Source organism: Comamonas aquatica NBRC 14918 (genome assembly GCF_000739875.1).
In the GTDB taxonomy this organism is placed as follows: domain Bacteria; phylum Pseudomonadota; class Gammaproteobacteria; order Burkholderiales; family Burkholderiaceae_C; genus Comamonas; species Comamonas aquatica.
The window spans coordinates 176,320-199,882 of record NZ_BBJR01000001.1; the positions used below are offsets into that span (position 1 = coordinate 176,320).

Annotated in this window: 23 protein-coding genes and 2 tRNA genes; 11 read left to right on the top strand and 14 right to left on the bottom strand. The window is 64.9% G+C overall.

Annotation, left to right across the window (positions count from 1 at the left end):
* The first annotated feature begins 31 nt into the window (after positions 1-31).
* Positions 32-107, top strand: a tRNA-Lys gene (locus CA2_RS00810).
* 45 nt (positions 108-152) lie between these two features.
* Positions 153-228: transfer RNA gene (locus CA2_RS00815), tRNA-Lys, on the top strand.
* A 256-nt stretch (positions 229-484) separates the two neighbouring features.
* Here the strand turns inward: CA2_RS00815 and CA2_RS00820 are convergent.
* Both CA2_RS00820 and orn read right to left on the bottom strand, forming a co-directional pair.
* Positions 485-2,506 carry a DEAD/DEAH box helicase gene (locus tag CA2_RS00820; protein ID WP_042411504.1) on the bottom strand — a complete coding sequence of 674 codons (2,022 nt, stop codon included), beginning with the start codon at positions 2,504-2,506 and terminating at the stop codon, positions 485-487.
* Between the two features lie 317 nt (positions 2,507-2,823).
* The gene (gene orn / locus CA2_RS00825; protein WP_042411506.1) at positions 2,824-3,438 is read right to left on the bottom strand and encodes an oligoribonuclease; all 615 of its coding nucleotides are present in this window, start codon (positions 3,436-3,438) and stop codon (positions 2,824-2,826) included.
* Between the two features lie 29 nt (positions 3,439-3,467).
* Between orn and CA2_RS00830 the strand changes: the two genes are divergently transcribed.
* Both CA2_RS00830 and rsgA read left to right on the top strand, forming a co-directional pair.
* A complete protein-coding gene (locus CA2_RS00830) occupies positions 3,468-4,790 on the top strand; it encodes a M48 family metallopeptidase (RefSeq protein WP_042411507.1) in 1,323 nt (440 codons plus the stop codon).
* A complete protein-coding gene (rsgA, locus tag CA2_RS00835) occupies positions 4,787-5,767 on the top strand; it encodes a ribosome small subunit-dependent GTPase A (protein WP_042411509.1) in 981 nt (326 codons plus the stop codon). Before CA2_RS00830 ends, rsgA begins: the two co-directional genes overlap by 4 nt.
* Before the next feature lie 107 nt (positions 5,768-5,874).
* Here rsgA and CA2_RS00840 read toward each other — a convergent pair whose 3' ends face one another.
* The 6 genes from CA2_RS00840 to rpsP all read right to left on the bottom strand — a co-directional run bounded on the left by CA2_RS00840 (position 5,875) and on the right by rpsP (position 9,897).
* On the bottom strand, positions 5,875-6,861 hold the full coding sequence (locus CA2_RS00840) for a CobD/CbiB family protein (RefSeq protein WP_042411511.1): 987 nt from the start codon (positions 6,859-6,861) through the stop codon (positions 5,875-5,877).
* A 57-nt stretch (positions 6,862-6,918) separates the two neighbouring features.
* Positions 6,919-7,632, bottom strand: a complete 714-nt coding sequence (locus CA2_RS00845; protein ID WP_042411514.1) for a CoA pyrophosphatase — start codon at positions 7,630-7,632, stop codon at positions 6,919-6,921.
* A gap of 74 nt (positions 7,633-7,706) precedes the next feature.
* Entirely contained in the window at positions 7,707-8,096 is a 390-nt protein-coding gene (rplS, locus tag CA2_RS00850) for a 50S ribosomal protein L19 (RefSeq protein ID WP_042411516.1), read from the bottom strand.
* Positions 8,097-8,207: 111 nt separating this feature from the next.
* Positions 8,208-8,978, bottom strand: a complete 771-nt coding sequence (gene trmD, locus CA2_RS00855) for a tRNA (guanosine(37)-N1)-methyltransferase TrmD (protein WP_042411518.1) — start codon at positions 8,976-8,978, stop codon at positions 8,208-8,210.
* Between the two features lie 13 nt (positions 8,979-8,991).
* Complete coding sequence (rimM, locus tag CA2_RS00860; RefSeq protein WP_042411678.1) at positions 8,992-9,561, bottom strand: ribosome maturation factor RimM; 570 nt, start codon at positions 9,559-9,561, stop codon at positions 8,992-8,994.
* Positions 9,562-9,642: 81 nt separating this feature from the next.
* On the bottom strand, positions 9,643-9,897 hold the full coding sequence (gene rpsP / locus CA2_RS00865; protein WP_042411519.1) for a 30S ribosomal protein S16: 255 nt from the start codon (positions 9,895-9,897) through the stop codon (positions 9,643-9,645).
* A 126-nt stretch (positions 9,898-10,023) separates the two neighbouring features.
* On the opposite strand from rpsP, the gene CA2_RS00870 reads away from it, so the two are divergent.
* Both CA2_RS00870 and CA2_RS00875 read left to right on the top strand, forming a co-directional pair.
* A complete protein-coding gene (locus CA2_RS00870; RefSeq protein ID WP_042411521.1) occupies positions 10,024-10,548 on the top strand; it encodes a GNAT family N-acetyltransferase in 525 nt (174 codons plus the stop codon).
* Positions 10,549-10,555: 7 nt separating this feature from the next.
* Positions 10,556-11,002, top strand: coding sequence for a TM2 domain-containing protein (locus CA2_RS00875; RefSeq protein ID WP_042411524.1), 447 nt, complete (start codon positions 10,556-10,558; stop codon positions 11,000-11,002).
* 104 nt (positions 11,003-11,106) lie between these two features.
* Here the strand turns inward: CA2_RS00875 and CA2_RS00880 are convergent, their stop codons facing one another.
* The 3 genes from CA2_RS00880 to CA2_RS00890 form a co-directional block, all read right to left on the bottom strand.
* On the bottom strand, positions 11,107-12,117 hold the full coding sequence (locus CA2_RS00880; protein WP_042411527.1) for an inorganic phosphate transporter: 1,011 nt from the start codon (positions 12,115-12,117) through the stop codon (positions 11,107-11,109).
* Between the two features lie 25 nt (positions 12,118-12,142).
* Entirely contained in the window at positions 12,143-12,790 is a 648-nt protein-coding gene (locus CA2_RS00885; protein ID WP_042411531.1) for a DUF47 domain-containing protein, read from the bottom strand.
* 362 nt (positions 12,791-13,152) lie between these two features.
* Positions 13,153-14,481 carry a replication-associated recombination protein A gene (locus CA2_RS00890; RefSeq protein WP_042411534.1) on the bottom strand — a complete coding sequence of 443 codons (1,329 nt, stop codon included), beginning with the start codon at positions 14,479-14,481 and terminating at the stop codon, positions 13,153-13,155.
* 339 nt (positions 14,482-14,820) lie between these two features.
* Here CA2_RS00890 and brnQ point away from each other — a divergent pair, with 339 nt between their 5' ends.
* Positions 14,821-16,143 carry a branched-chain amino acid transport system II carrier protein gene (gene brnQ / locus CA2_RS00895; RefSeq protein ID WP_042411537.1) on the top strand — a complete coding sequence of 441 codons (1,323 nt, stop codon included), beginning with the start codon at positions 14,821-14,823 and terminating at the stop codon, positions 16,141-16,143.
* A 170-nt stretch (positions 16,144-16,313) separates the two neighbouring features.
* On the opposite strand, the gene lolA is transcribed toward brnQ, so the two are convergent.
* Positions 16,314-16,949: an outer membrane lipoprotein periplasmic chaperone LolA gene (gene lolA / locus CA2_RS00900; RefSeq protein WP_042411539.1), complete on the bottom strand. Its 636-nt coding sequence runs from the start codon at positions 16,947-16,949 to the stop codon at positions 16,314-16,316.
* Between the two features lie 42 nt (positions 16,950-16,991).
* The gene (locus CA2_RS00905) at positions 16,992-19,316 is read right to left on the bottom strand and encodes a DNA translocase FtsK (protein ID WP_042411541.1); all 2,325 of its coding nucleotides are present in this window, start codon (positions 19,314-19,316) and stop codon (positions 16,992-16,994) included.
* A 308-nt stretch (positions 19,317-19,624) separates the two neighbouring features.
* On the opposite strand from CA2_RS00905, the gene trxB reads away from it, so the two are divergent.
* The 3 genes from trxB to rpmG all read left to right on the top strand — a co-directional run bounded on the left by trxB (position 19,625) and on the right by rpmG (position 21,230).
* On the top strand, positions 19,625-20,572 hold the full coding sequence (trxB, locus tag CA2_RS00910) for a thioredoxin-disulfide reductase (RefSeq protein ID WP_042411544.1): 948 nt from the start codon (positions 19,625-19,627) through the stop codon (positions 20,570-20,572).
* Between the two features lie 233 nt (positions 20,573-20,805).
* Positions 20,806-21,039, top strand: coding sequence for a 50S ribosomal protein L28 (rpmB, locus tag CA2_RS00915; protein WP_003058229.1), 234 nt, complete (start codon positions 20,806-20,808; stop codon positions 21,037-21,039).
* 20 nt (positions 21,040-21,059) lie between these two features.
* Positions 21,060-21,230, top strand: a complete 171-nt coding sequence (gene rpmG / locus CA2_RS00920; protein ID WP_042411550.1) for a 50S ribosomal protein L33 — start codon at positions 21,060-21,062, stop codon at positions 21,228-21,230.
* A gap of 174 nt (positions 21,231-21,404) precedes the next feature.
* Here the strand turns inward: rpmG and CA2_RS00925 are convergent, their stop codons facing one another.
* Positions 21,405-22,901 carry an aminotransferase-like domain-containing protein gene (locus tag CA2_RS00925; protein ID WP_042411552.1) on the bottom strand — a complete coding sequence of 499 codons (1,497 nt, stop codon included), beginning with the start codon at positions 22,899-22,901 and terminating at the stop codon, positions 21,405-21,407.
* 206 nt (positions 22,902-23,107) lie between these two features.
* Between CA2_RS00925 and CA2_RS00930 the strand changes: the two genes are divergently transcribed.
* Positions 23,108-23,533: a hypothetical protein gene (locus tag CA2_RS00930; RefSeq protein WP_042411555.1), complete on the top strand. Its 426-nt coding sequence runs from the start codon at positions 23,108-23,110 to the stop codon at positions 23,531-23,533.
* Positions 23,534-23,563 lie beyond the last annotated feature (30 nt).

Here is a 23,563-nt window from a genome sequence, read left to right on the forward strand (position 1 = left end):
CCCTCCAAGCAGCGATCTGGTTGATCCAGTCGGGCTCTTAGCTCAGTTGGTAGAGCAGCGGACTCTTAATCCGTTGGTCGAGTGTTCGAATCACTCAGGGCCCACCAAATTTTCTATTCACTGCACCGCGCAGTGATCCTTCCGGTTGCGAAGGGCTCTTAGCTCAGCTGGTAGAGCAGCGGACTCTTAATCCGTTGGTCGAGTGTTCGAATCACTCAGGGCCCACCAAACACAAAAAGCCGTCTTGGTCACAAGACGGCTTTTTTGTTATGCACTCATAGATTCCATAGCTGCCCGCGCAGGCACCATAAGGATTTGGCGCTTGCATCAGGCTCCAACGATGGCCAGATCAGCGCCAACCGCTATGCTTTTCCCAACAGCGCACACATGACCACCGTGCAACAGGCATAAAAAAACCGGCCCAAAGCCGGTTTTTTTTATGCATGCACACCAGGGCTGCGCACCAGGCGCAACCCCAGTTGCATCAGCGGTCGCGCGAGAAGGTCTTGCGGCGGTCGCCACCAAAACCACCGCCATTGCGGTCATCACGGCCACCACCAAAGGACTTGCCTTCGCGACGCTCGCCGCCACCAAAGCCACCGCGGTCGCCACGGCCTTCAAAACGGGGACGATCGCCACCGAAAGGCTTGCGCTCGGCAAAGCCGCCTTCACGGCGCTGGCCGCCGCCGAAGCCGCCGCGATCGCCGCCACGATCTTCAAAACGGGGACGGTCACCACCGAAGCCACCGCGCTCTGGACGGTCACCAAAAGCGGGCTTGCGATCGGCAAAACCACCTTCACGGCGCTGGCCGCCACCGAAGCCGCCGCGATCGCCGCCACGGTCTTCAAAGCGGGGACGGTCGCCACCAAAACCACGCTGGTCACGGTCACCGCCAAAGCGGGGACGGTCACCACCGAAGCTGCCACGCTCACGGTCGCCACCAAAGCTACCTTCGCGGCGCTGGCCACCACCGAAACCACCACGGTCACCAAAGCCTGGCTTGCGGCCATAGCCGTCGCCGTCACGGCGACCACCAAAACCACCACGGCCACCGGCGCCGCCGCCACGACGGCCGTCGCGCTCACCGGCGGCCGGGAAGCGTTGCTGGGGTTCCAGACCCGGAATGACTTCGGCCTTGAACTGCTGGCGGGTGTAGCCTTCGATGTCGAACACGCGGCGACGGTCGCGGAATTCCGCAAACGTCACGGCCACGCCTTCGCGGCCGGCACGGCCGGTACGGCCGATGCGGTGGGTGTAGTCCTCGGCCTTCATGGGCAGGCCGTAGTTGAACACGTGGGTGATGGTGGGCACGTCGATGCCGCGTGCTGCCACGTCGGTGGCCACCAGCACCTGGATCTGGCCATTGCGCAGCGCCATCAGGCGGCGGTTGCGCAGACCCTGGCTCAGCGCGCCGTGCAGGGCGGCGGCGGAGAAGCCGGCTTCCTGCAGGTCGGTCGCCAGGCCGTCGCACTCCACCTGGGTGGAGGCAAACACGATGGCCTGGTTGATCGAGGTGTCACGCAGCCAGTGGTCCAGCAGCTTGCGCTTGTGCTGGGCGTTGTCGGCCCAGAACAGCACCTGCTTGATGTTGGTGTGCTTTTCCTGCGCCGTGGAGATGGTCACCTTCTTCACGTTGGCGCCACCTTCGTGCATCACGCGCATGGCCAACTGCTGGATGCGGGGCGCGAAGGTCGCGCTGAACATCATGGTCTGCTTGCGCTGCTCGGTCAGTTGGTTGACTTCGGCCAGGTCATCGGCAAAGCCCAGGTCCAGCATGCGGTCGGCTTCATCAACCACCAGGAACTGCACCTTGTCCAGCTTGATCTGCAGCGAACGCTGCAGGTCCAGCAGGCGGCCAGGCGTGGCCACCACCAAGTTGGCGTTCTGCAGCTTGGCGATCTGCACCTGGTAGGGCATGCCGCCCACCACGTTGGCAATGCGCATGCCGCGGCAGTGCTTGACCAGCTCAATCGCATCGTGCGCCACCTGCTGTGCCAGCTCGCGCGTGGGGCACAGGATCAGGGCGCCGGGCACGGCGGCCTTGAAGTTGCGGGGGTTGGTGGGGTCCTTGCGCTTGTTGCGCTTGGGTGCAGGTTCACCACGGGCCGCCGCTTCGGCCGCCAGACGGTCGTATTCCGCTTTGGCTTCGGCTTCTTCCTCGTTCTTCTGCTGAATCAGGGTGTTCAACATGGGCAGCAGGAAAGCAGCCGTCTTGCCGGAGCCGGTCTGGCTGGAAACCATCAGATCGATGAAAGCGCCGGCATCTTCGCCAGCCCCCATCGCCAGGGGAATGGCCTGTGCCTGCACGGGTGTGGGCTGGGTATAGCCCAGGTCACCCACGGCACGCACCAGCTCGGGCGCCAGGCCCAATTCTTCGAAAGGATTGGGACCTGCGGGCTCAGTGGCCTCCACCGTATCCACGTCGGCCAGCATCTGGTCCAGGGTAGCGTCCAAAGAGGTATCTGCAGCGGCCACCAGGCCCTGCTCATTCAGGATGTCGTTCATGTGTTCTCACGCGGAAAGCAAACACCAATGCCCAGCGGCAGTGCTGCTTTCTTGACGGTTAGGGAAACATCAACCGTCAAACAAAGCACTTCCACGCTGGTGGATGTGGTGGGCAGTCGTATCGGCATCGCTGGCGGCCCGTGTGGGGCGGCCATGGCGAGCGGGTGTCGGTGAGCCCGGTGAGTGATGGGAGATGCGCAAATGGCTGAAAAAAGCGCAGACCTTGCTCCAAGGTTGCGTTCAGACAAGATCGCTATTATTGCACGCCCTGCTTTTTTCTTCAATCCACAAGGGCTTATCCCCTGGGATTACACGCCTTATGGTGCGGGATCGGCCACCGCTTCCTCGGCCGGCACCGGGCTGAGGAAGTGCGCGCGGTAGTGCTGCAGCTCGTCGATGGACTCCAGCACGTCGGCCAGGGCGGTGTGGCGCTGGGCTTTCTTGAAGCTGCTGACCACCTCGGGTTTCCAGCGCCGCGCCAGTTCCTTGAGCGTGCTGACATCGACGTTGCGGTAATGCAGATAGGCCTCCAGCTTGGGCATGTAGCGCGCCAGGAAGCGCCGGTCCTGGCCGATGCTGTTGCCGCACAGCGGCACTTTGCCCTTGGGCACGTACTTGCTCAGAAAGGCGATCAGCTGCGCCTGCGCCTGCTCTTCCGTCACCTGCGAGGCCTTCACGCGCTCAATCAGGCCGCTGCGCCCGTGTGTGCCCTTGTTCCAGGCGTCCATGCCGTCCAGCAGGGCATCGCTCTGGTGGATGGCGAACACCGGACCTTCCACCCGCACATCGAGGTTGGCATTGGTGATCACCACCGCGATTTCGATGATGCGGTCGTGCTCGGGGTTCAGCCCCGTCATTTCGCAGTCCAGCCACACCAGGTTGAGGTCGGACTTGGGCAGCACAGGGGTTTCGGGGGAGGCGGCAAGAGACATCCGCAAATTGTCGCCTACACTCGCCGCCAATGCCGACACACAACGCCCTTTCCCCTTCGCTGCTGCTGACGCTGGCCTTCGCGCTGATGCTGGCCCTGCACCTGCTGGTGCAGATGTGGCTCAACACGCGCCAGGTGCGCCATGTGGCCCAGCACCGCCACCAGGTGCCGGCGGCATTCGCGCACCGGATCGCCCTGGCGGCCCACCAGAAGGCCGCCGACTACACCCTGGCCAAGGCCCGTTTCGGCCTGGTGCACATGGCCTGGGGGGCCGTGGTCCTGCTGGGCTGGACCCTGCTGGGCGGCCTGGACGCGCTGCACGCCGGCCTGCTGCAGTTCATGGCACCCGGCCTGGGCCAGCAACTGGCGCTGCTGGCAGCCTTCGCCCTGATCTCCGGGGCCCTCGACCTGCCATTCGCGCTGTACCAGACCTTTGTGCTGGAAGCGCGCTTCGGCTTCAACAAAAGCACGCCGGCGCTGTGGCTGACCGACCTGTGCAAGTCCACCCTGCTGGCCGCCGCCATCGGCCTGCCGATCGCCTGGGCCATCCTGTGGTGCATGCAGGCCACGGGCAGCCTGTGGTGGCTGTGGGCCTGGGGCTTCTGGACCGCCTTCCAGCTGCTGCTGATGTGGGTCTTCCCCAGTTTCATCGCCCCGCTGTTCAACAAGTTTGAGCCCTTGACCGACGCCACCCTGCAGGCGCGCGTCACCCAGCTGATGCAGCGTTGCGGCTTTGCCGCCAAGGGCCTGTTCGTGATGGACGGCAGCCGCCGCTCGGCCCATGCCAACGCCTACTTCACCGGTTTTGGCACGTCCAAGCGCGTGGTGTTCTACGACACCCTGCTCCAGCAGTTGAATGCCGACGAGGTCGAAGCCGTGCTGGCGCACGAGCTGGGCCATTTCAAGCACCAGCACATCACCAAGCGCATGCTGGGCATGTTCGCCGTCAGCCTGCTCGGCTTTGCCCTGCTGGGCTGGGTGTCGCAGCAGGCCTGGTTCTACGCCGGCCTGGGCGTGACGCCCAGCGTGGCCTTGGCCTTCGGCCAGCCCACCGACCAGCCGGGCCTGGCCCTGCTGCTGTTCGTGTTGGCCGTGCCGGTGTTCACCTTCTGGCTGTCGCCCCTGGTGGCCCATTTTTCACGCCGCGACGAATTCGAGGCCGATGCCTATGCCATGACCCAGGCCAACGGCGGCGCGCTGGCCAGCGCCCTGCTCAAGCTGTACCAGGACAACGCCTCGACCCTGACGCCCGACCCGGTGTATGCGCGCTATTACTACTCCCACCCGCCTGCGGTGGAGCGCCTGGCACGCATGCCAGCACCTGCCACCCCCCACCCCGTGAGCGCCGCATGAGCCGCAAGCACAGCAAAGCCGCCGTCGCCTCGGCGGCCGCCTCCACCGAAGGCCTGGTTGTCGGCAGCCATGGCCGCCATTGCATCGTGGAAACCGAGGACGGCAGCCGCCGCATCTGCCACCCGCGCGGCAAGAAGAGCCAGGCCGTCGTCGGCGACCGCGTGCTGTGGCAGGCCCCGCCCCCCGGCCAGGGCGAGGAAGGCACGATCGAGAAAGTGCTGGAGCGCAGCAACCTGCTGTACCGCCAGGACGAGATCCGCACCAAGATGTTCGCCGCCAACCTGGACCAGGTGCTGATCCTGATCGCGGCCGAGCCGGTGTTCTCCGAAAGCCAGCTGGCGCGCGCCCTGATCGCGGCCGAGGATGCCGGCATCCAGCCCATCATCGCGCTGAACAAGTTCGACCTGCCCGAAGCCTTTGCCCTGGCCTGGCAGCGCCTGGAGGCCTACCGCGCCCTGCAGCGCCCCGATGGCAGCCCGCACTACCCCGTCATCCCGCTGAACCTGACCAGCGACGACCCCGAGCAGAAAGAGGCCTTGATGGACCTGCTGGCCGGCAAGCGCACCTTCGTGCTCGGCCCTTCGGGCGTGGGCAAGAGCACGCTGATCAACCTGCTGGTGCCCGGCGCACAGGCGGCCACCAACGAGATCTCGCGCGTGCTCAACACCGGCAAGCACACCACCACCACCACCACCTGGTACTGGATGGACACCGCGCGCACCACGGCCCTGATCGACTCCCCCGGTTTCCAGGAATTTGGCCTGTACCACATCGCCCCCACCGACCTGCCGCGCTGCATGCCGGACATCGGCGCCCTGGCCAACCAGTGCAAGTTCTACAACTGCACCCACCTGCACGAGCCGGGCTGCGCCGTGATGGCCGAGGTGGACCAGGAAGGCAGCCCGCACTGCATCCACCCCAACCGCTACCGCATCTACGCCGAGCTGTTCGATGAGCTGAGCCAGATGCGCTACTGAAGCGACGGCACATGCCCCACAAAAAAAACCGCCAGGCAATCCCTGGCGGTTTTTTTATGGGAAATTAGCCTCTAACCCTTATGCAGCCTGCGCAGAGTGCTATCCAATCAGCCGATGAGGCGCGCCAGACTGAGCAGCGCCAGCAGCAGCATCCACACCACCACGCTGCGCCACACCAGGCCCACCAGAGCGCGCAGGTGGCCCACGTCGGCCTCACGCCCCGGGGTCACACCGGGGTCCTGCCAGCCGTCCTCGTCGTCGTACACGGGCGCGGTCTGCAGCTCCTCGCGCATCTTCAGCGCGTTGCCGCCCAGGCGCACGTTGATGGCGCCGGCGGTGGCCGCCAGAATCACGCCATCGTTGTCGTTGGGAAAGTGCTTGGTGTGAAAGCGCCAGCCATCGATCGCTTCCTCAAAGCTGCCCACCACGGCAAACCCCAGCGCCGTCATGCGCGAGGGCAGCCAGTCGATCACCGTCCATGCCTGCTTGGCCGATTGCTGCAGCCGCTCGCTCACCGGTGCGGCGCCACCAATCGACTTGCGCGACCAGTAGCGCGACAGGTATTCCGCCATGCGGTAAAGCACAGCGCCCGCCGGCCCCAGGCCCAGGGCCGCCAGCAGCGCAAACCAGAACAGCACGCCGAACACGTGGCGGTGGGCGCAAATGACCGAGTACTCGATCACATGGCGCACCACTTCACTGCGCGGGACCTCGGCCGCATCCACCTGGCGCCAGTCCGCCAGACCTTCGCGTGCCGCCTGCTCATCGCCGCTTTCCAGCGCGTCGCGGATGCGGGTGAAATGGTGGCTGAACTGGCGAAAGCCCAGGGTGACGTACAGCACGGCCACATTCCACAGCATGGCCGCCGGCCAGCCGACCCAGCGCATCAGCAGCCAGTACACCCCGACGACCAGCAGCACGGGTGGCACCATGGCCAGTCCCCAGGCCACCCAGCCATGGTGTTCACGACCCGCATCGAAGTTACGACGCACCGACACCGACCAGGCCCGAACGCCAGCGTGCACCGGGTTGCCCCGTGACAGCGGACGGGCCTGCTCCAGCAAGAGAGCAAGCAAGATGGCAAAGAAACTCATGGGACGATGATAGCGGCAAGCCTTCGCCTTGCCACCCCCGCGCCAGCGCGGGCCGCCTCAAGCCACCATGAAACGGTAGAAGTTGCGCAGCATGCCCGCCGTGGCGCCCCAGATGTAGCGCTCGCGCCCGGCATCCAGGTACGGCATGGAAAACCACTCGCGCTCCTGGCCCTGCCAGTGCAGCCGGTGGCGCTGGTGGTGGGCCGGATCGAGCAAGAAGCGCAGCGGCACCTCGAACACATCCGCCACTTCGTAGGGGTTGGGATGCAGCGGCGCATCGGGCTGCACCAGGGCCACGACCGGGGTGACCATGAAGGCCGTGCCGGTCTCATAGACCGGCAGGCTGCCCAGCACCTCGACCTGCCCGGGATCCAGACCAACTTCCTCCTGGGCCTCCCGCAGGGCCGTGGCCGTGGCATCGGCATCTTCCGGGTCCTGCCGCCCACCAGGAAAGGCCACCTGCCCGGAATGCGTGGACAGCTGCTCCGTGCGCTGGGTCAGCAGCACCGTCAGCTCCTCGCGCAGCACCAGGGGCACCAGCACCGCCGCATGCGCCGGCGTGCGCGGGGCAAAGCGTGCCTCCTTGCGGACTTCGGGCTGCCACCGCGGCGGATGGGCGAAGCGCGCGCGCAAGGCCTGGGGGGTTTGGCCGGCGGCGGGCACGGCCGGCAGATGGCTGTCGGTACCGATGACCGGCACCTGGCGCGGATCGAAGTTGGGGATGCTGGCGGTCAGCGACGCTGGCTGCCGGGACGCGGGCGAGGGGGTCAACAAAGCTTCTCCACGGGCATAAAAAAAGCCGCCACAGCGAACTGTAGCGGCTTTTGCCTGACAAGGCTGCGCGATTACTCGGCAGCTGCAACAGCAGTCTTGTTGACGCGTTGTGGCAGCTTTTCCTTGATACGTGCCGACTTGCCGCTGCGCTGACGCAGGTAGTACAGCTTGGCACGACGCACATCACCGCGGCGCTTGACTTCGATGCCAGCGATCAGGGGAGAGTAAGTCTGGAACGTACGCTCCACACCTTCGCCGCTGGAAATCTTGCGCACGATGAACGCGCTGTTCAGGCCACGGTTACGCTTGGCGATCACCACGCCTTCGTAAGCCTGCACGCGCTTGCGATTACCTTCCACCACGTTCACGGACACGATGACGGTGTCACCAGGCGCGAAAGCAGGGATGGTCTTGTTCAGGCGAGCAATTTCTTCTTGCTCCAGAGTTTGGATCAGATTCATGATTCATCCATCTTGATCTTGTCCGCGCCAGAATTGGCAAGCGCCGGGATTGGTGCTATGGCTGCATTCAAACCGATGCAGCGGCCGGATAGAGGATCAAAGAACCCAGCATTATAGCTGGGACGCGTTTTTTGCCAAAAACCCTTCGTCTTTGGCATTCAACAAGCCCTGGGCGCGGGCCTGTGCGATCAATTCTGGGCGGTGCTGCGCCGTGATGCGCAGGCGCTGGTCACGGCGCCAGCGCTCGATGTTGCCGTGGTGGCCCGACAGTAACTCGGGCGGCACCGGCTGGCCTTGCCAGACTTCGGGGCGGGTGTAATGCGGGCAGTCCAGCAGCCCGTCCAGCGCGGGGTTGAAGCTGTCCTGCTGGAAGCTGCCCGCGTCGTTGAGCACCCCGGGCTGCAGCCGCGTGACCGCATCCAGCAGCACCAGGGCCGCCAGCTCGCCGCCGGAGAGCACGAAATCCCCCAGGCTCAGCTGGTGGGTGACGTACTGATCGATGAAGCGCTGGTCGATGCCCTCATAGCGGCCGCACAGCAGGATGGCACCCTGGCTCTCGGCCCAGTCGGCCACCACCTCGTGCTTGAGGGTCTGGCCGATCGGCGAGAACAGCACCACCGGCGCCGGCGCGGATGCTCCGCCCTCGGCGTGCGCCGCACGGATGGCCTCCAGGCACAGCTGCAGCGGCTCGGCCATCATCACCATGCCAGGGCCACCGCCGAACGGGCGATCGTCCACGCGGCGGTAGTTGCCTTGGGCATAGTCGCGCGGGTTCCACAGATGCACCGCCACCTGCCCGGAAGCATAGGCACGGCGCGTCACTCCGCTTTCCAGGAAAGGGGCGAACAGCTCGGGGAACAGGGTGATGATGTCGAAACGCATGCGTGCCAAGGGCTCAGTAGTCGGGCTGCCAGTCCGCGATGATGGTTTTGGCGACCACATCCACCTTGTCGATGTAGGCATCGACAAAGGGAATCATGCGCTCGCGCTCCTTACCACCTTCTTCGTAGGCCAGCACCAGCGTGGTCTGGGGCCCGGTGGCCAGCAAATCCTTGACCACGCCCAGGTCCACGCCTTCACGGTTGCTGACTTGCAGGCCCATCAGGTCGACCCAGTAGTACTCGCCGTCCTCGGCCTGGGGGAAATGCTCGCGCGCCACGAAGATGCGGGCACCGCGCAGGGCCTCGGCCGCATTGCGGTCCAGCACGGCGGGCGAAGTGGCCACGATGGTGTCCGAGTGCGGGCGCACCTGCTTGACCGGCAGCAACACCGTGCCCGTGAAATGCTTGGCGCCTTTTTCGGCCGGTAGCAAGAACCACTGCTTGGCGGCGAACAGGGCCTCAGGATCCGCACTGTAGGCAATGACCTTGAACCAACCCTTCACCCCCCACGCATCGGCAATGCGGCCAATTTCCACCGCATCGTCCGGCAGTGCGGTGGGCTCCAGTTCAGGCATGTGGCTCATGACAATCTTCAAAAGACGAAAAAAGAAAAAACGGGTTCCGTCAGACTAGCCAACGGAACCCGTTTTCAATGGGGGTGCTGATTAGGCAGCAGCCTTGGCGGCAGCTTGCTTGAGCAGGCGTTCGACGGTGTCGGAAGCCTGGGCGCCAACGCCCTTCCAGTAGGTCACGCGGTCCAGCGCAATGCGCAGACCTTCTTCAGCGCCACGGGCGGTGGGGTTGTAGAAACCCACGCGCTCAATGAAAGCGCCATCGCGACGAACGCGCTTGTCGGTCACGACGATGTTGAAGAAAGGACGTGCCTTGGAGCCGCCGCGGGAGAGTCGAATAACGACCATGATTTATCCTTCGGGTGGTCGCAGCAAATTTGCTGCAAGAGTTTTTCACGGCGTTTGAGACACGCGACATGGCCACCCGGCCAGCGACACGCCGAAAACGCAAGATTATATAGGGTTCTGATTTTTATGCCTAACGTCCGCCCCAGCCAACCCCTGGATTTGACCGCCATCACGGCCATTTACCGCCACCACGTGCTGCACGGCACCGGCACCTTCGAGATCGAGCCGCCCTCCTTGGCCGACATGACGACCCGCCGCCAGGACGTGCTGAACAAGCACCTGCCCTGGCTGGTGGCCGAAGGCGAGGACGGCAGCATCCTGGGCTATGCCTATGCCAACTGGTTCAAGCCGCGCCCGGCCTACCGGTTCTCGGCCGAGGATTCCATCTACGTGTCGGATCAGGCCCGCGGCCAGGGCATTGGCCGCTTGCTGCTGGATGCGCTGTGCCGGGAGTGCGAAGCCGTCGGCGTGCGCAAGCTGATCGCCGTGATCGGCGACAGCACGAATGCCGGATCGGTGGGCGTGCACCGCGCCGCGGGCTTTGCGCATGTGGGCACGCTCAGCGCCGTGGGCTGGAAGTTCGACCGTTGGCTGGATGTGGTGATGATGGAGAAGTCCCTAGGTGCCGGCGCCAGCACCTCACCCGAATAATGGGGGCATGAAGAACAAGACCGTTGCAGCGTGGTTGGCATTCGTCGGAGGCCCCCTGGGGCTGCACCGGTTTTATCTGCATGGGATGGGCGACACCCTGGGCTGGGCCCTGCCCATTCCCACGGCGCTGGGGCTGTATGGCATCCAGCGCGTGCAACAGTTCGGCCAGGATGACCAGCTCAGCTGGGTGCTGATTCCGCTGCTGGGCTTCACCATCGCCGCCTGCGCCCTGGTGGCCATCCTTTACGGTCTGCGCCAGCCGCAGCAATGGAACGCCCGCTTCAACCCGCAGGCCAGTGCCGATGCGCCGGCCGGCCATACCAACTGGTTCACGATTGCCGCCATCGCGGCCGCCCTGATGGTGGGGGCGGCGGTGCTGATGGCCAGCCTGGCCTACAGCTTCCAACACTACTTCGAATACCAGATTGAGGAAGCGCGCAAGATTTCCCAATGAGGACTTGGCTGCTTCCAACAGGGTAGCAGCTTGCGCAGAAAGAAAAAGGACTTCAGAGCCATTCCACTCTGAAGTCCTTTTTGTATTAGCGCCAGGCGCTCTTTTTAATAGAGCTGCAGGCTGACCCAGTAGGCCACGGCCGCCACGAAGGCGCTGGCGGGGATGGTCAGAATCCAGGCCCAGACAATGTTGCCGGCCACGCCCCAACGCACCGCGCTCATGCGCTGGGTGGAGCCCACGCCGACGATGGCGCCGGTGATGGTGTGGGTGGTGGAGACGGGCACGCCCAGGAAGGTGGCGAAGAACAGCGTCATCGCGCCCCCGGATTCGGCACAGAAGCCGCCCACGGGCTTGAGCTTGGTGATCTTCTGGCCCATGGTCTTCACGATGCGCCAGCCGCCGAACATGGTGCCCAGACCGATCGCCGCGTAGCAGCTGACGATCACCCAGATGGGCGGGCTGGATTCGGTGCTCGACATGTAGCCCGTGCCCAGCAGCAGCAGCCAGATGATGCCGATGGTCTTTTGCGCATCGTTGCCACCGTGGCCCAGCGAATAGGCGCCGGCCGACACCAGTTGCAGGCGGCGGAACCACTTGTCCACCTTGCTGGGGCGCGTGCGGCGGCAGATCCAGGCGACGATCACCATCATCAGCGAACCGAACAGGAAGCCCAGCAGCGGCGAGATGAAGATGAAGGCCAGGGTCTTGAGGATGCCACTGGCAATCAGCGGACCGGTGCCGGCCTTGGCCACCACAGCGCCGACGATGCCGCCGATCAGCGCGTGCGAGGAGCTGGAGGGGATGCCGTAGTACCAGGTGATCAGGTTCCAGACGATGGCGCCGGCCAGGGCGCCGAAGACCACGTGGGTGTCCACGATCTCCGGATTCACGATGCCCTTGCCCACCGTGGCAGCCACGCTGAGGTGGAACACGAAGATCGCCACAAAGTTGAAGAAGGCGGCAAACACCACGGCCTGCGTGGGTTTGAGCACGCCGGTAGAGACGACGGTTGCGATCGAGTTCGCCGCATCATGAAAGCCATTCATGAAGTCGAAGATCAGCGCCATCGCCACCAGCAGAATGACCACCCACAGGGCGGCTTGTACGGTTTCCATGGTCAGGATTCCCCGTGCTGGTCGATCAGGAGTTTTCGAGGACGATGCCCTCGATGGTGTTGGCGACGTCCTCGCACTTGTCGGTGATGGTTTCCATCAGCTCGTACACACCCTTGAGCTTGATCAGTTCGCGCACATCCTGCTCTTCACGGAACAGCTTGCTCATCGCGGCGCGCAGCACGCGGTCGGCGTCCGATTCCAGGCGGTCGATTTCCTGACAGGTCTTCAGGGCGGCCTCGGCCACCGACTGGTCGGCGATCTGGTTCAGCAGCTTGACGGCATCGCGCACGCGCTCGCAGCACTTGAGGCTCAGGTCGGCCAGGCGCGTCATCTCTTCGGTCATCTGGCGGATGTCGTACAGCGCCATGGCTTCGGCCGAGTCCTGGATCAGGTCCACCACGTCGTCCATGGTGTTGATCAGGCCGTGGATGTGCTCACGGTCCAGGGGCGTGATGAAGGTCTGGTGCAGGGTCTTGGTGACTTCGTGGGTCACACGGTCGGCGGCGCGCTCGGCGTTGTCGACATCGCTGTTGTACTTCTCACGCAGGTGCGTATCGTTGTAGTTGGCCACCATCTGCGAGAACGCACGTGCGGCTTCCACGATGCGCTCGGCATGTTGGTTGAACATTTCGAAAAAATTGCCTTCGCGGGGCAAGAGCTTGCCAAACAGCATGAACGCTCCTCCAAGAGTTATGTATAGCGTTGGAAACTAGAAAGCCTACGCGTGGCACACACGTAGGCTGCTGGATCTGTGGGAATGCGCGCAGCGCGCCATTCCTGTCGTTCCGGCGGGGCGACGCAGGTGTCGCCGTTCCGGGTTGTGGCACCGGCCAAGGCGGCTGGTTGCCGCGCATTGTCCATGACAAAACAGTGAATATTTAATTAAATTTTTATGACAAATGTGTGACGAAGCATGAAACAACAAAAAAGAACGCAAGCGCACACTCATTGATCAAATTCGAAAAAAATTGAACATTTTGTCGCCGCAGCGAGGGCATGCCTGCCGCACCGCGGTGGCGCGATGCAGGCCGCCCCTCACGGCTTGCGCTGCTGCTCTGCGGCCTCGTTGAGCTGGCGCAGTTGCGCCAATTTTTCACCGATCTTGATCTCCAGGCCGCGCGGCACGGGTTGGTAGAAGTGGGGATTGTCCAGCCCCTCGGGAAAGTAATCCTCCCCGGCCGCAAAGCCACCTTCCTCGTCGTGGGCGTAGCGGTAGCCCTTGCCCCAGTCCATGTCCTTCATCATCTTGGTCGGGGCATTGCGCAGGTGCATGGGCACGGGCCGCGTGCTGTCGGCTTTGACCAGGGCCTTCATCTGGTTGTAGGCCTGGTAGCCGGCATTGCTCTTGGGCGCCACGGCCAAGTAGAGCACGGCCTGGGCCAGCGCCAGTTCGCCCTCGGGGCTGCCCAGGCGCTCATAGGTTTGCGCCGCCTCGTTGGTGATCTGCATGGCGCGCGGGTCGGCCAGGCCGATGTCCTCCCAGGCCATGCGGATCAGGCGTCGGGCCATGTAGCGCGGATCGGCGCCGCCATCGAGCATGCGCACCAGCCAGTACAGCGCGGCATCGGGATCCGAGCCGCGCACCGATTTGTGCAGCGCGCTGATGGTGTCGTAGAACTGCTCGCCGCCCTTGTCGTAGCGGCGCATGCGCTCGCCCAGCACCTGCAGCAGCCAGGCGTCGGTGATGCTGCCCACCTGGGCCTGCTCGGCCGTGATGGCCAGGGTCTCCAGCGTGTTCAGCAGGCGCCGTGCATCGCCGTCGGCATAGGCAATCAACCGCTCCAGCGCTTCATCTTCCATAGCTGGCACCGCTTGCAGCGCCTGGGCTTTTGCCACAATTTGCTTCAAGTCGTCCGCCGTCAGGCTTTGCAGCACATAGACCGCCGCGCGCGACAGCAGGGCCGAGTTGACCTCGAAGGACGGGTTTTCCGTCGTGGCCCCGATGAAGGTGAACAGGCCGCTTTCCACGTGCGGCAGGAAGGCGTCCTGCTGGCTTTTGTTGAAGCGGTGCACCTCGTCCACGAACACGATGGTGCGCTGCGGCATCAGGCCGCTGCGCGCCAGCTCGGCCCGCTCCACGGCTTCGCGGATGTCCTTGACCCCGCCCAGCACGGCGCTGATGGCGATGAACTGCGCATCGAAGGCATCGGCCATCAGGCGGGCGATGGTGGTCTTGCCCACGCCGGGCGGGCCCCACAGAATGCAGCTGTGCGGGCGGCCCGACTCGAAGGCCAGCCGCAGCGGCATGCCCGCGCCCAGCACCTGCTGCTGGCCCACGACCTCCGCCAGGCTGCGGGGGCGCAAACGCTCGGGCAGGGGGGCATGCAGGGCCGAATCCCCCCCGCCGGATGTGACCTTGGACAAATCAGCTGCGCCTTTCAGGGTTGTTTTGGAGTTCGCCATATAACAGAACTTTATATGCGGCAAAATAGGTAAATCAGCGGATCACTACCCGTCATGCGCGATGCTTACCTGCGTTACCCATGATGGCTGTAGCCCGTGGACCGAAGCCACAAGCTTAATCGGCACGGAAACCCCTCGCCATTTGCTGCCCCTGCGACCCTCGGCCGGCAAGGCACCCTGCTCCTGTCGGCGCCGACATCCGGCCCGCAGCGTACGCGCACGGAATCCGCATTCGTCGCTCTGCAACGCGGCTCGCACGCACGGCTGTGCTGCGGCCCTCTGGTTTTAGGTTTTTTCCCCATGACAACACTCAAGACGCGGGACATTCTTGCCCTCGGCTTCATGACTTTTGCGCTCTTTCTGGGCGCTGGCAACATCATTTTCCCGCCCAGCGTGGGCCTGGCCGCTGGTGAATTCCAATGGTCTGCCGCCCTGGGCTTTTTGCTGACCGGCGTGGGCCTGCCCCTGCTGGGCGTGGTCGCGCTGGCGCGCGTCGGCGGGGGGCTGGACACGCTGACCAGCCCCATCGGCAAGCTGGCCGGCACCCTGATGGGCCTGTCCATCTACCTGACGATCGGCCCCTTCTTTGCCACGCCGCGCACGGCCACCGTGTCGTTCGAGGTGGGCATGGCCCCGTTCACCGGCAACACGCCCGAGGCGCTGCTGCTGTTCACCATCGGCTACTTCGCACTGGTGATGGTGCTGTCGCTGTTCCCCGGCAAGCTGATGGACAACATCGGCAAGATCATCACCCCGGCGCTGATCGTGGTGCTGTCCATCCTGGGCATCGCCGCTTTCGTGGCCCCGGCCGGTGACATCGTGACCACGCCCGCGCCCGACTACGCCTCGGCCGGCCAGGCCCTGGCCCAGGGCTTCCTGCAGGGCTACCAGACCATGGACGCGCTGGCCTCCCTGGTCTTCGGCATCATCATCGTGGCCGCCATCAAGGCCGCCGGCGTGACCGACACCCGGCTGCACACGCGCTACACCATCCTGGCGGGCCTGATCGCCGCCACCGGCCTGGGCCTGGTCTATGTGTCCCTGGTCTACCTGGGCGGCATGAGCGGCTCGGTAGTGGAAGCCGGCGCCAGCGGCGTCAAGATCCTGAACACCTACGTGGACAACACCTTCGGCACCGCCGGCAGCTTCCTGCTGGCCGCCGTGATCCTGCTGGCCTGCCTGACCACGGGCGTGGGCCTGGTCAGCTCCTGCTCGGCCTATTTCAGCGAACTGCTGGGCGTGAAGTACCGCACCGTGGTGATCGTCATGTCGGTCTTCAGCACCGCCGTGGCCAACCAGGGGCTGGAGCAGCTGATCACCGTGGCCGTGCCCGTGCTGGTGGCCATCTACCCCGTGGCCATGGCGCTGATCGCGCTGGGCCTGATGTCCAAGCTGTTCCAGCACCAGGCGCGCGTGTTCATCCCCGTGATGGGCATGGCCTTGCTGTTCGGCATCGTGGACGCCCTCAAGGCCATGGGCTTTGGCAGCATCGTGCCCGCCGCGCTGGGCAGCCTGCCTGGCAGCGCGCTGGGCCTGGGCTGGCTGCTGCCCGTGGCGGCCACCCTGGCCCTCAGCGCCGTGCTGGACCGCATGCGCCCCGCGCCTGCAGCCACCACGGCCTGATCCGGCAGACGCCACAAAAAAAGCCCTGCAGCCACAAGCTGCGGGGCTTTTTGCATGGGACGCTCACACAAACAGAGCAATTGACGCGCACTGTGCCTGCATTTCAGGCCACATACATACTGAAACCTAGACGCCAAGCGCGCAAGGCGCTATCGCATTAATACCAGCCATCACTGCTGCATGACGTCGGCCCCCGCGGGCACTTCGAACTTGAAGTGCCCGGCCGGCAGCGCGGGCAGCAGCTTGAGCTGGCTGAACCGGATCACCGAGCGCTGGCCGAAGCCGTCCAGGATGTCCATGGCCGCCAGGGTCTCGCCCTGGAAGCCCACGCGCACGCTCTTGAGCTGGCCGTCCGACGCCTTGGGCACGGCCTCAACCCACTGCAGGCCGTCGGCATCGGGCACGGGCTTGAGCGTGAAGTCCTTTTGCAGGCCCGACAGGTCGCTGGCCGACGCCAGGATCGCCGCCGGCGTGCTGCCCAGGGCATCGGCCTGCTTGCGCTGCGTGACCTGGTTCAGGTCCACGTCGTACAGCCACACCGTCTTTCCATCAGCAACGATGGTCTGGGCAAACGGCTTGGTGTAGGTGAACTTGAACTGACCGGGCCGCTGGAACGTGAAGTCACCGCTGCTGGTCTTGGTGCGCGGCGCCTGCCCTTCCTTGGCCGGTGCGGTCACGGTCTGCGTGAACTGCGCCTGCCCGGCCTTGGCCGTGCGCATGAAGTGTTCCAGGCTCTGCAGGCCATCGGCCCAGACCACGGCCGGCAGCAGCACACTCGCGGCCAGCACCCCCAACGACTTTGTCATATCCATCCTGTCCTTTCGCCCAGCAGCCAAGGCTGTCAGGTCTTATTCCGGCCGTGCAGGCACCAGCACTTCGCGCTGGCCGCTGCTGGTGAGGGCACTCACCAGCCCTGCCTGCTCCATCTGTTCCAGCAGATTGGCCGAACGGTTGTAACCAATGCGCAGCTTGCGCTGCACGTACGAGATGCTGGCCTTGCGGTCCTTGAGGACGATTTCCACGGCCTGGTCGTACATCGGGTCCTTCTCGCCCCCTTCACCACCACCTTCACCGTCCGGACCACCGTCTTCCGACAGGGTCGACTCCAACACCCCTTCGATGTAATCGGGCTCGCCTTGTTCCTTCAAATAACTCACCACCCGATGTACTTCATCGTCTGACACAAAGGCCCCATGCACACGAATGGGCAGCCCCGTGCCGCTGGCCATGTACAGCATGTCGCCCATGCCCAGCAGGGACTCGGCCCCCATCTGGTCCAGCACGGTGCGGCTGTCAATCTTGCTGCTGACCTGGAAGGCAATGCGTGTCGGAATGTTCGCCTTGATCAGGCCGGTGATCACGTCCACGCTGGGGCGCTGGGTGGCCAGGATCAGGTGGATGCCGGCCGCGCGCGCCTTCTGCGCCAGGCGGGCGATCAGCTCTTCGATCTTCTTGCCCACCACCATCATCAGGTCGGCCAGCTCATCGATGACGATGACGATGTGCGGCAGGCGGTCCAGGGGCTCGGGCGACTCCGGCGTCAGGCTGAAGGGGTTACCAATGATTTCACCCTTTGCCGTGGCTTCACCGATCTTGGTGTTGTAGCCGGCCAGATTGCGCACGCCCAGCTTGCTCATCAGCTTGTAGCGGCGCTCCATCTCGGCCACGCACCAGTTCAGGCCGTTGGCGGCCTGCTTCATGTCGGTCACCACGGGCGCCAGCAGGTGCGGAATGCCTTCGTAGACCGACATTTCCAGCATCTTGGGGTCGATCATCAGCAGGCGCACGTCCTTGGCCTCGGCCTTGTACAGCAGCGACAGGATCATGGCGTTGATCCCCACCGACTTGCCCGAGCCGGTGGTACCGGCCACCAGCACGTGGGGCATCTTGGCCAGGTCGGCCACCACGGGCTTGCCCTCGATGTCCTTGCCCAGGCCCATGGTCAGCAGGCTCTTGGCCTCGTGGTAGACCTGCGAGCCCAGCACCTCCGACAGGCGGATCGACTGGCGCTTGGTGTTGGGCAGCTCCAGCGCCATATAGTTCTTACCGGGGATGGTCTCGATCACGCGGATGGACACCAGCGACAGCGAGCGCGCCAGGTCCTTGGCCAGATTGACCACCTGCGATCCCTTGACGCCCGTGGCCGGTTCGATCTCGTAGCGCGTGACCACCGGGCCGGGCGTGGCCTGCACCACACGCACGTCCACGCCGAAGTCCTTGAGCTTTTTCTCGATCAAGCGGCTGGTCATCTCCAGCGTCTCGGGCGACACGGTTTCCTGCTTGGCCGGCGCGGCATCCAGCAGGTCCACCTGCGGCAGGCTGCCTTCCTGCATCTGCGAATCCTGGAACAGCGGCTTCTGGCGCTCCTTGAGCACACGCTCGCTGGGCTGCGGCGGCGCAGCCGTGGGCGTCACGATCAGCACCGGCTCGTGGTGGTGCTCCTCGATTTCGCTGCGCTCCTCGGCAACCACCTTGGCGCGCTCCTTGGCGGCCTTGCGGCCTTCGGCCTCGTCCTTGACCTTTTCCCGCTGCTGCTGGTTCAGGCGCACCAGGGTCTCGATGCGGCGGCCCAGGCCCTCGGCAGCGCGGCCCCAGGAAAAGCGGAACACCAGCGACAACGCCACCACCAGCAGCGCAATCCCGATCAGGCCCGAACCGGTGAAGCCCAGCCAGCGCACGCCAATCAGACCCAGGGTGTAACCCACCACACCACCGGCATGGCCGGGCAGCACACTCTCAAACCGGTACAGGCGCGACCACTCCAGCGCGCAGCTCACGCCCAGCAGCAGGGCCACGCCGGCCCACCACTGCAGGCGCTCGCCCACCGGGGTTTCCAGCATGCTGTGGCCGCGCATCCAGCGCAGGCTGGACGCGCACAGCACATACAAGGCGATCAGCAGCAGCCACCAGGCCGACAGGCCAAAGCCGAAATACCAGGCATCGGCGAGCAATGCGCCCAAACGGCCCATCCAGTTGTTCACCATGACCACGTCACTGCTGCCCGATGTGGACCACGCGGGGTCCAGGGGCGAGTAGCTGACCATCGCCATCAGCCAGAACAGCAGGCCCAGCGCCCCGGCGGTCAGGCAGATTTCATGGCCAAAGCGCGCCAATCCCTGGCGGGGCGCGGTCTTGGCCAGATTGGCATTCAGTGCATTCGAGGAATAAGTCATACGCAGTCGGGAGCTTACCTTAGGCGTGCGAGGCGCTACACAAATGGTTGCAACGCCTGTGCAAGCACTTGCAACAACCACGCGGGCGTGCGCGCACCGCCCGCAGCCCGGCGGTGGCCGCCGCACAGGCCGGTGCCGTTAGCTTCTGGCTATGCGCGTGTTTAGGGATACCTTGCCCAGGAATTTCCCCAGCTTTCTACAATGCATGGCTACCCCGTGCAAGCGGTGACACCTGCCCGACAGGTGCCGTGCGATTGTTCAACCGGTGTGGCGCATGCGCGCAACACCTCCCCCTTCGAAAAGCAACGATGTCCACCAACCAACACGCCAAAGTCCTGATTCTGGGTTCCGGCCCTGCCGGCTACACCGCGGCCATCTACGCAGCCCGCGCCAATCTGAACCCCATGCTGGTGACCGGCATGGCCCAGGGCGGTCAGTTGATGACCACCACCGAAGTGGACAACTGGCCCGCCGACGTCAACGGCGTGCAAGGCCCCGAACTGATGCAGCGCTTCATGGAGCACGCTGAGCGCTTCAAGGCCCAGATGGTGTTCGACCACATCCACAGCGTGGACCTGTCCCAGCGCCCCTTCACCCTGACCGGCGACAGCGGCACCTACACCTGCGACAGCCTGATCATCGCCACCGGCGCCTCGGCCAAGTACCTGGGCCTGCCTTCGGAAGAGGCCTTCATGGGCCGCGGCGTGTCCGGCTGCGCCACCTGCGACGGTTTCTTCTACCGTGAGCAGCCGGTGTGCGTGGTCGGTGGTGGCAACACCGCCGTGGAAGAAGCCCTGTACCTGTCCAACATCGCCAGCAAGGTCACCCTGGTGCACCGCCGTGACAAGTTCACGGCCGAGCCCATCCTGGTGGACAAGCTGATGGAGAAGGTCAAGGAAGGCAAGATCGAGCTCAAGACCCACTTCACCCTGGACGAAGTGCTGGGCGACCAGTCCGGCGTGACCGGCATCCGCATCAAGAGCACGCAGGATGGCCACACCGAGGACGTGGCCCTGCAAGGCTGCTTCATCGCCATCGGCCACTCGCCCAACACCGACATCTTCAAGGGCCAGCTGGAACTGGAAAACGGCTACATCGTCACCCAGGGTGGCCGCAAGGGTTATGCCACGCAGACCAGCGTGCCCGGCGTGTTCGCCGCCGGCGACGTGCAGGATGACGTGTACCGCCAGGCCATCACCAGCGCCGGCACCGGCTGCATGGCCGCGCTGGATGCCCAGCGCTTCCTGGACCAGTAAACCGCGCATGCCCGGGCGTGCGGCAGGCTAAAACCCTGTCGGCCCACGCCTTTTTCCAGAAAGCCCGTATAATCGCGGGCTTTGCTGCATTTAGCGCCTGTTCTTACAGGTTGTGGGGTGTGACAAATTCGGGCTACCGCCACCCTTTATCTGGCGAGGTGAGGCCTGCTGGCACATTGCGCTGACCGTGCAATCTCCGTGCTGGCGGCCGTTTCAAATATCGGAGTGTCCAAATGGCACGCGTATGTGAAGTTACGGGCAAGAAGCCCATGGTGGGCAACAACGTTTCCCACGCCAACAACAAGACCAAGCGTCGTTTCCTGCCCAACCTGCAGTACCGTCGTTTCTGGGTTGAGAGCGAAAACCGCTGGGTGCGCCTGCGTGTTTCCAGCGCTGCCCTGCGTCTGATCGACAAGAACGGCATCGACTCCGTGCTCGCAGACATGCGTGCCCGTGGCCAGGCTTAATTTCCTCAAGGAGCATAAAAATGGCTGCTAAAGGCGGACGCGAAAAGATCAAGCTGGCTTCCACAGCTGGCACCGGTCACTTCTACACCACGACCAAGAACAAGAAGACGATGCCTGAAAAGATGTCGATCATGAAGTTCGACCCCAAGGCTCGCAAGCACGTCGAGTACAAGGAAACCAAGCTGAAGTAATTCAGCCGTTTCTTCGGACAAGAACCGCCGACAGCGCAAGCTGCAGGCGGTTTTTTGTTGCCTGCGCCCTGGGTGGATGGCACAAGGCAGCCGCTGTCGACCCGTGCGTGGACTGGCAAGTGCGAGCCCACATCTCAGGCGGCCCTACCCCAACACCTGGCCGTACCCCAACCCTCAACCGCGCGGCGCCTGCCCCAGTTGCTGGCAGGCCATGGCCCCCAGCAGCTGCAGCGCCTGTTCCACGGCGGCATCCACCGGGTGGGTGCAGGCCAGCCGCAGGCAGTGTTCGTAGCGCCCGGAGTTGGAGAACATGCTGCCCGGCGCAATCCGGATCCCCTGGTCCAGGGCATCGCCGAACAGCCGGGCGCTGGAAAAGCCTTCGGGCAGCTCCAGCCACAGGCACAGGCCACCGCCCGGCAGGCTCATGCGCGTGCCGATAGGGAAGTGGCGCGCCACCAGCCGGGCCATGGCCTCGCGCTGCTGCTTGAGCTGCGCCTTCAGCCGCTCCAGGCTGCGCTGGTGCGTGGGTGAACCCAGCACCTCGGCCACCACCAGCTGCCCCAGGGTCTGGGTGTTGCGGCTCTGGGCGAACTTGAGCATCTGCACCCGGCCATGCCAGCGCCCGGCATTCATCCAGCCCTGGCGCAAGCCCGGCGCCAGGCTCTTGTTGAAAGCCTGGCAATAGATCACCTGGCCCGCCACGCTGTCCCAGGCCTTGAGGGGCTTCACCGGCTGCGTGCCCTCAACGAACAGCCCATAGGAATCGTCCTCGATCAGCGCCGCCCCGTAACGCGCGCACAGAGCCACCAGCCGGGCCTTGTGCGCATCCGGCATGCGCGTGCCCAGCGGCATCTGCAGCTCGGGCACCACCACCACGGCCTTGAGGCGCGGCTGGGTCTGGAAGGCCAGCTCCAGCGCCTCCAGCGACAGCCCCGTGCGCGGGCTGCACGGAATCTCCAGCGTCTGCAGCTGCAGCGACTCCACCACCTGCAGCAGACCGTAATAGGTGGGCGATTCCACCGCCACCATGTCGCCCGGCTCAGCCACGGCTGCCAGCGCCAGGCTCACGGCTTCGGAATTGCCGGTGGTCGCCAACACATCGCCGGGGGCCACGCGGATGCCTGCCGCCAGCGCGTGCCGGGCCATGGCCTGCTGGAACAGCGGATGGTTGCCCTGGTTGGCCAGCAGCGAGCGGCCCTGCGTCAGCAGTTGCGAGTGTTCGCGCAGCAGGCGCGCCACGGTCTTGTTCAGAAAGCGGTGGTCGAACAGCTCCGGCGGTGGCGTGCAGCCGCCCACATCGAGGTGCACCTGGGCCTGGCGCCCACGCTCCAGCAACAGGGAAATGTGTTCGTTGATGCCCACAAAGTGGGCCTGGGCGCCGGGCTGCACTGGCTGGCTCAGGTCCGGTTCGCGGGTCAGCGCCACCCCATCAAGCGCCCGCGCATCACGCACAAAGTAGCCCACGCGCGGGCGCGCCTCCAGGTGCCCCTGCTCCTCCAGGTGGCGCAGCATCTGCAGGGCGGTGGACAGGCTGACCTGGTGGCGGCGCATCAGCTCGCGCACGGAGGGCATGCGCTCGCCCGCCTGCAGGGTCCCCAGACCCATGGCCTGGGCATAGTCACCCGCCAGGCGGCGGTACAGGGGCAGTGAAACGGCAGCAGCCAGGGTCATGGGCCGGATTTCCAACAGACAGCAGAGCCGCCATCATGCCCCAGGCCTCTGCTGCGCAACAGATACAGATGCAGCGCAGAACCACCAGAACAGCAGTCCGCCAACCTGCACTGCTGCGGTGCGCCTGGCCCGCGGCTGTGCCTGTCGCGATGGCCCGCCGCAACCTACGCTGGAGCCCTTGTTTCACACCGTTTGCGCAGGCCCTTATGTCTTCGTTGCCTCCCCCGCCATGCCCCGGCCAGATCCCCAGGGCCGACCGCACCACCCTGTATCGCATCCCCCATGGCCTCCCCCACAGCCTGGCGCTGCCCGCCGGGGCCGAGGTGTTTTGCGCCAGCGGCCAGTTGCTGCTGCAGACCACCCCACTGAGCGGGTTGGACGGCGGCCCCAGCCTGTCGCTGCACCTGCACACCGGCCAGAGCTGGCGGGCCCCGTGCGCGCTGTGGCTGCAGGCCACGGCCCTGCAGGGCCCGGCCCGGCTGCAATCCACGCTGCCCTCCTCCCCGGTCGGCCCCGCGCCATCCGGCACAGCGCCGACTTCAGACACCGTCTGGGCGCGCCTGGGCGCCACCGTGGCGCGCTGGTGGGGGCAACGGCCCTTGCGCCAGCGCAAGGCACAGTTACCTGGGTGACCACCAGTGCCATGCCGGCGGCCTACAATG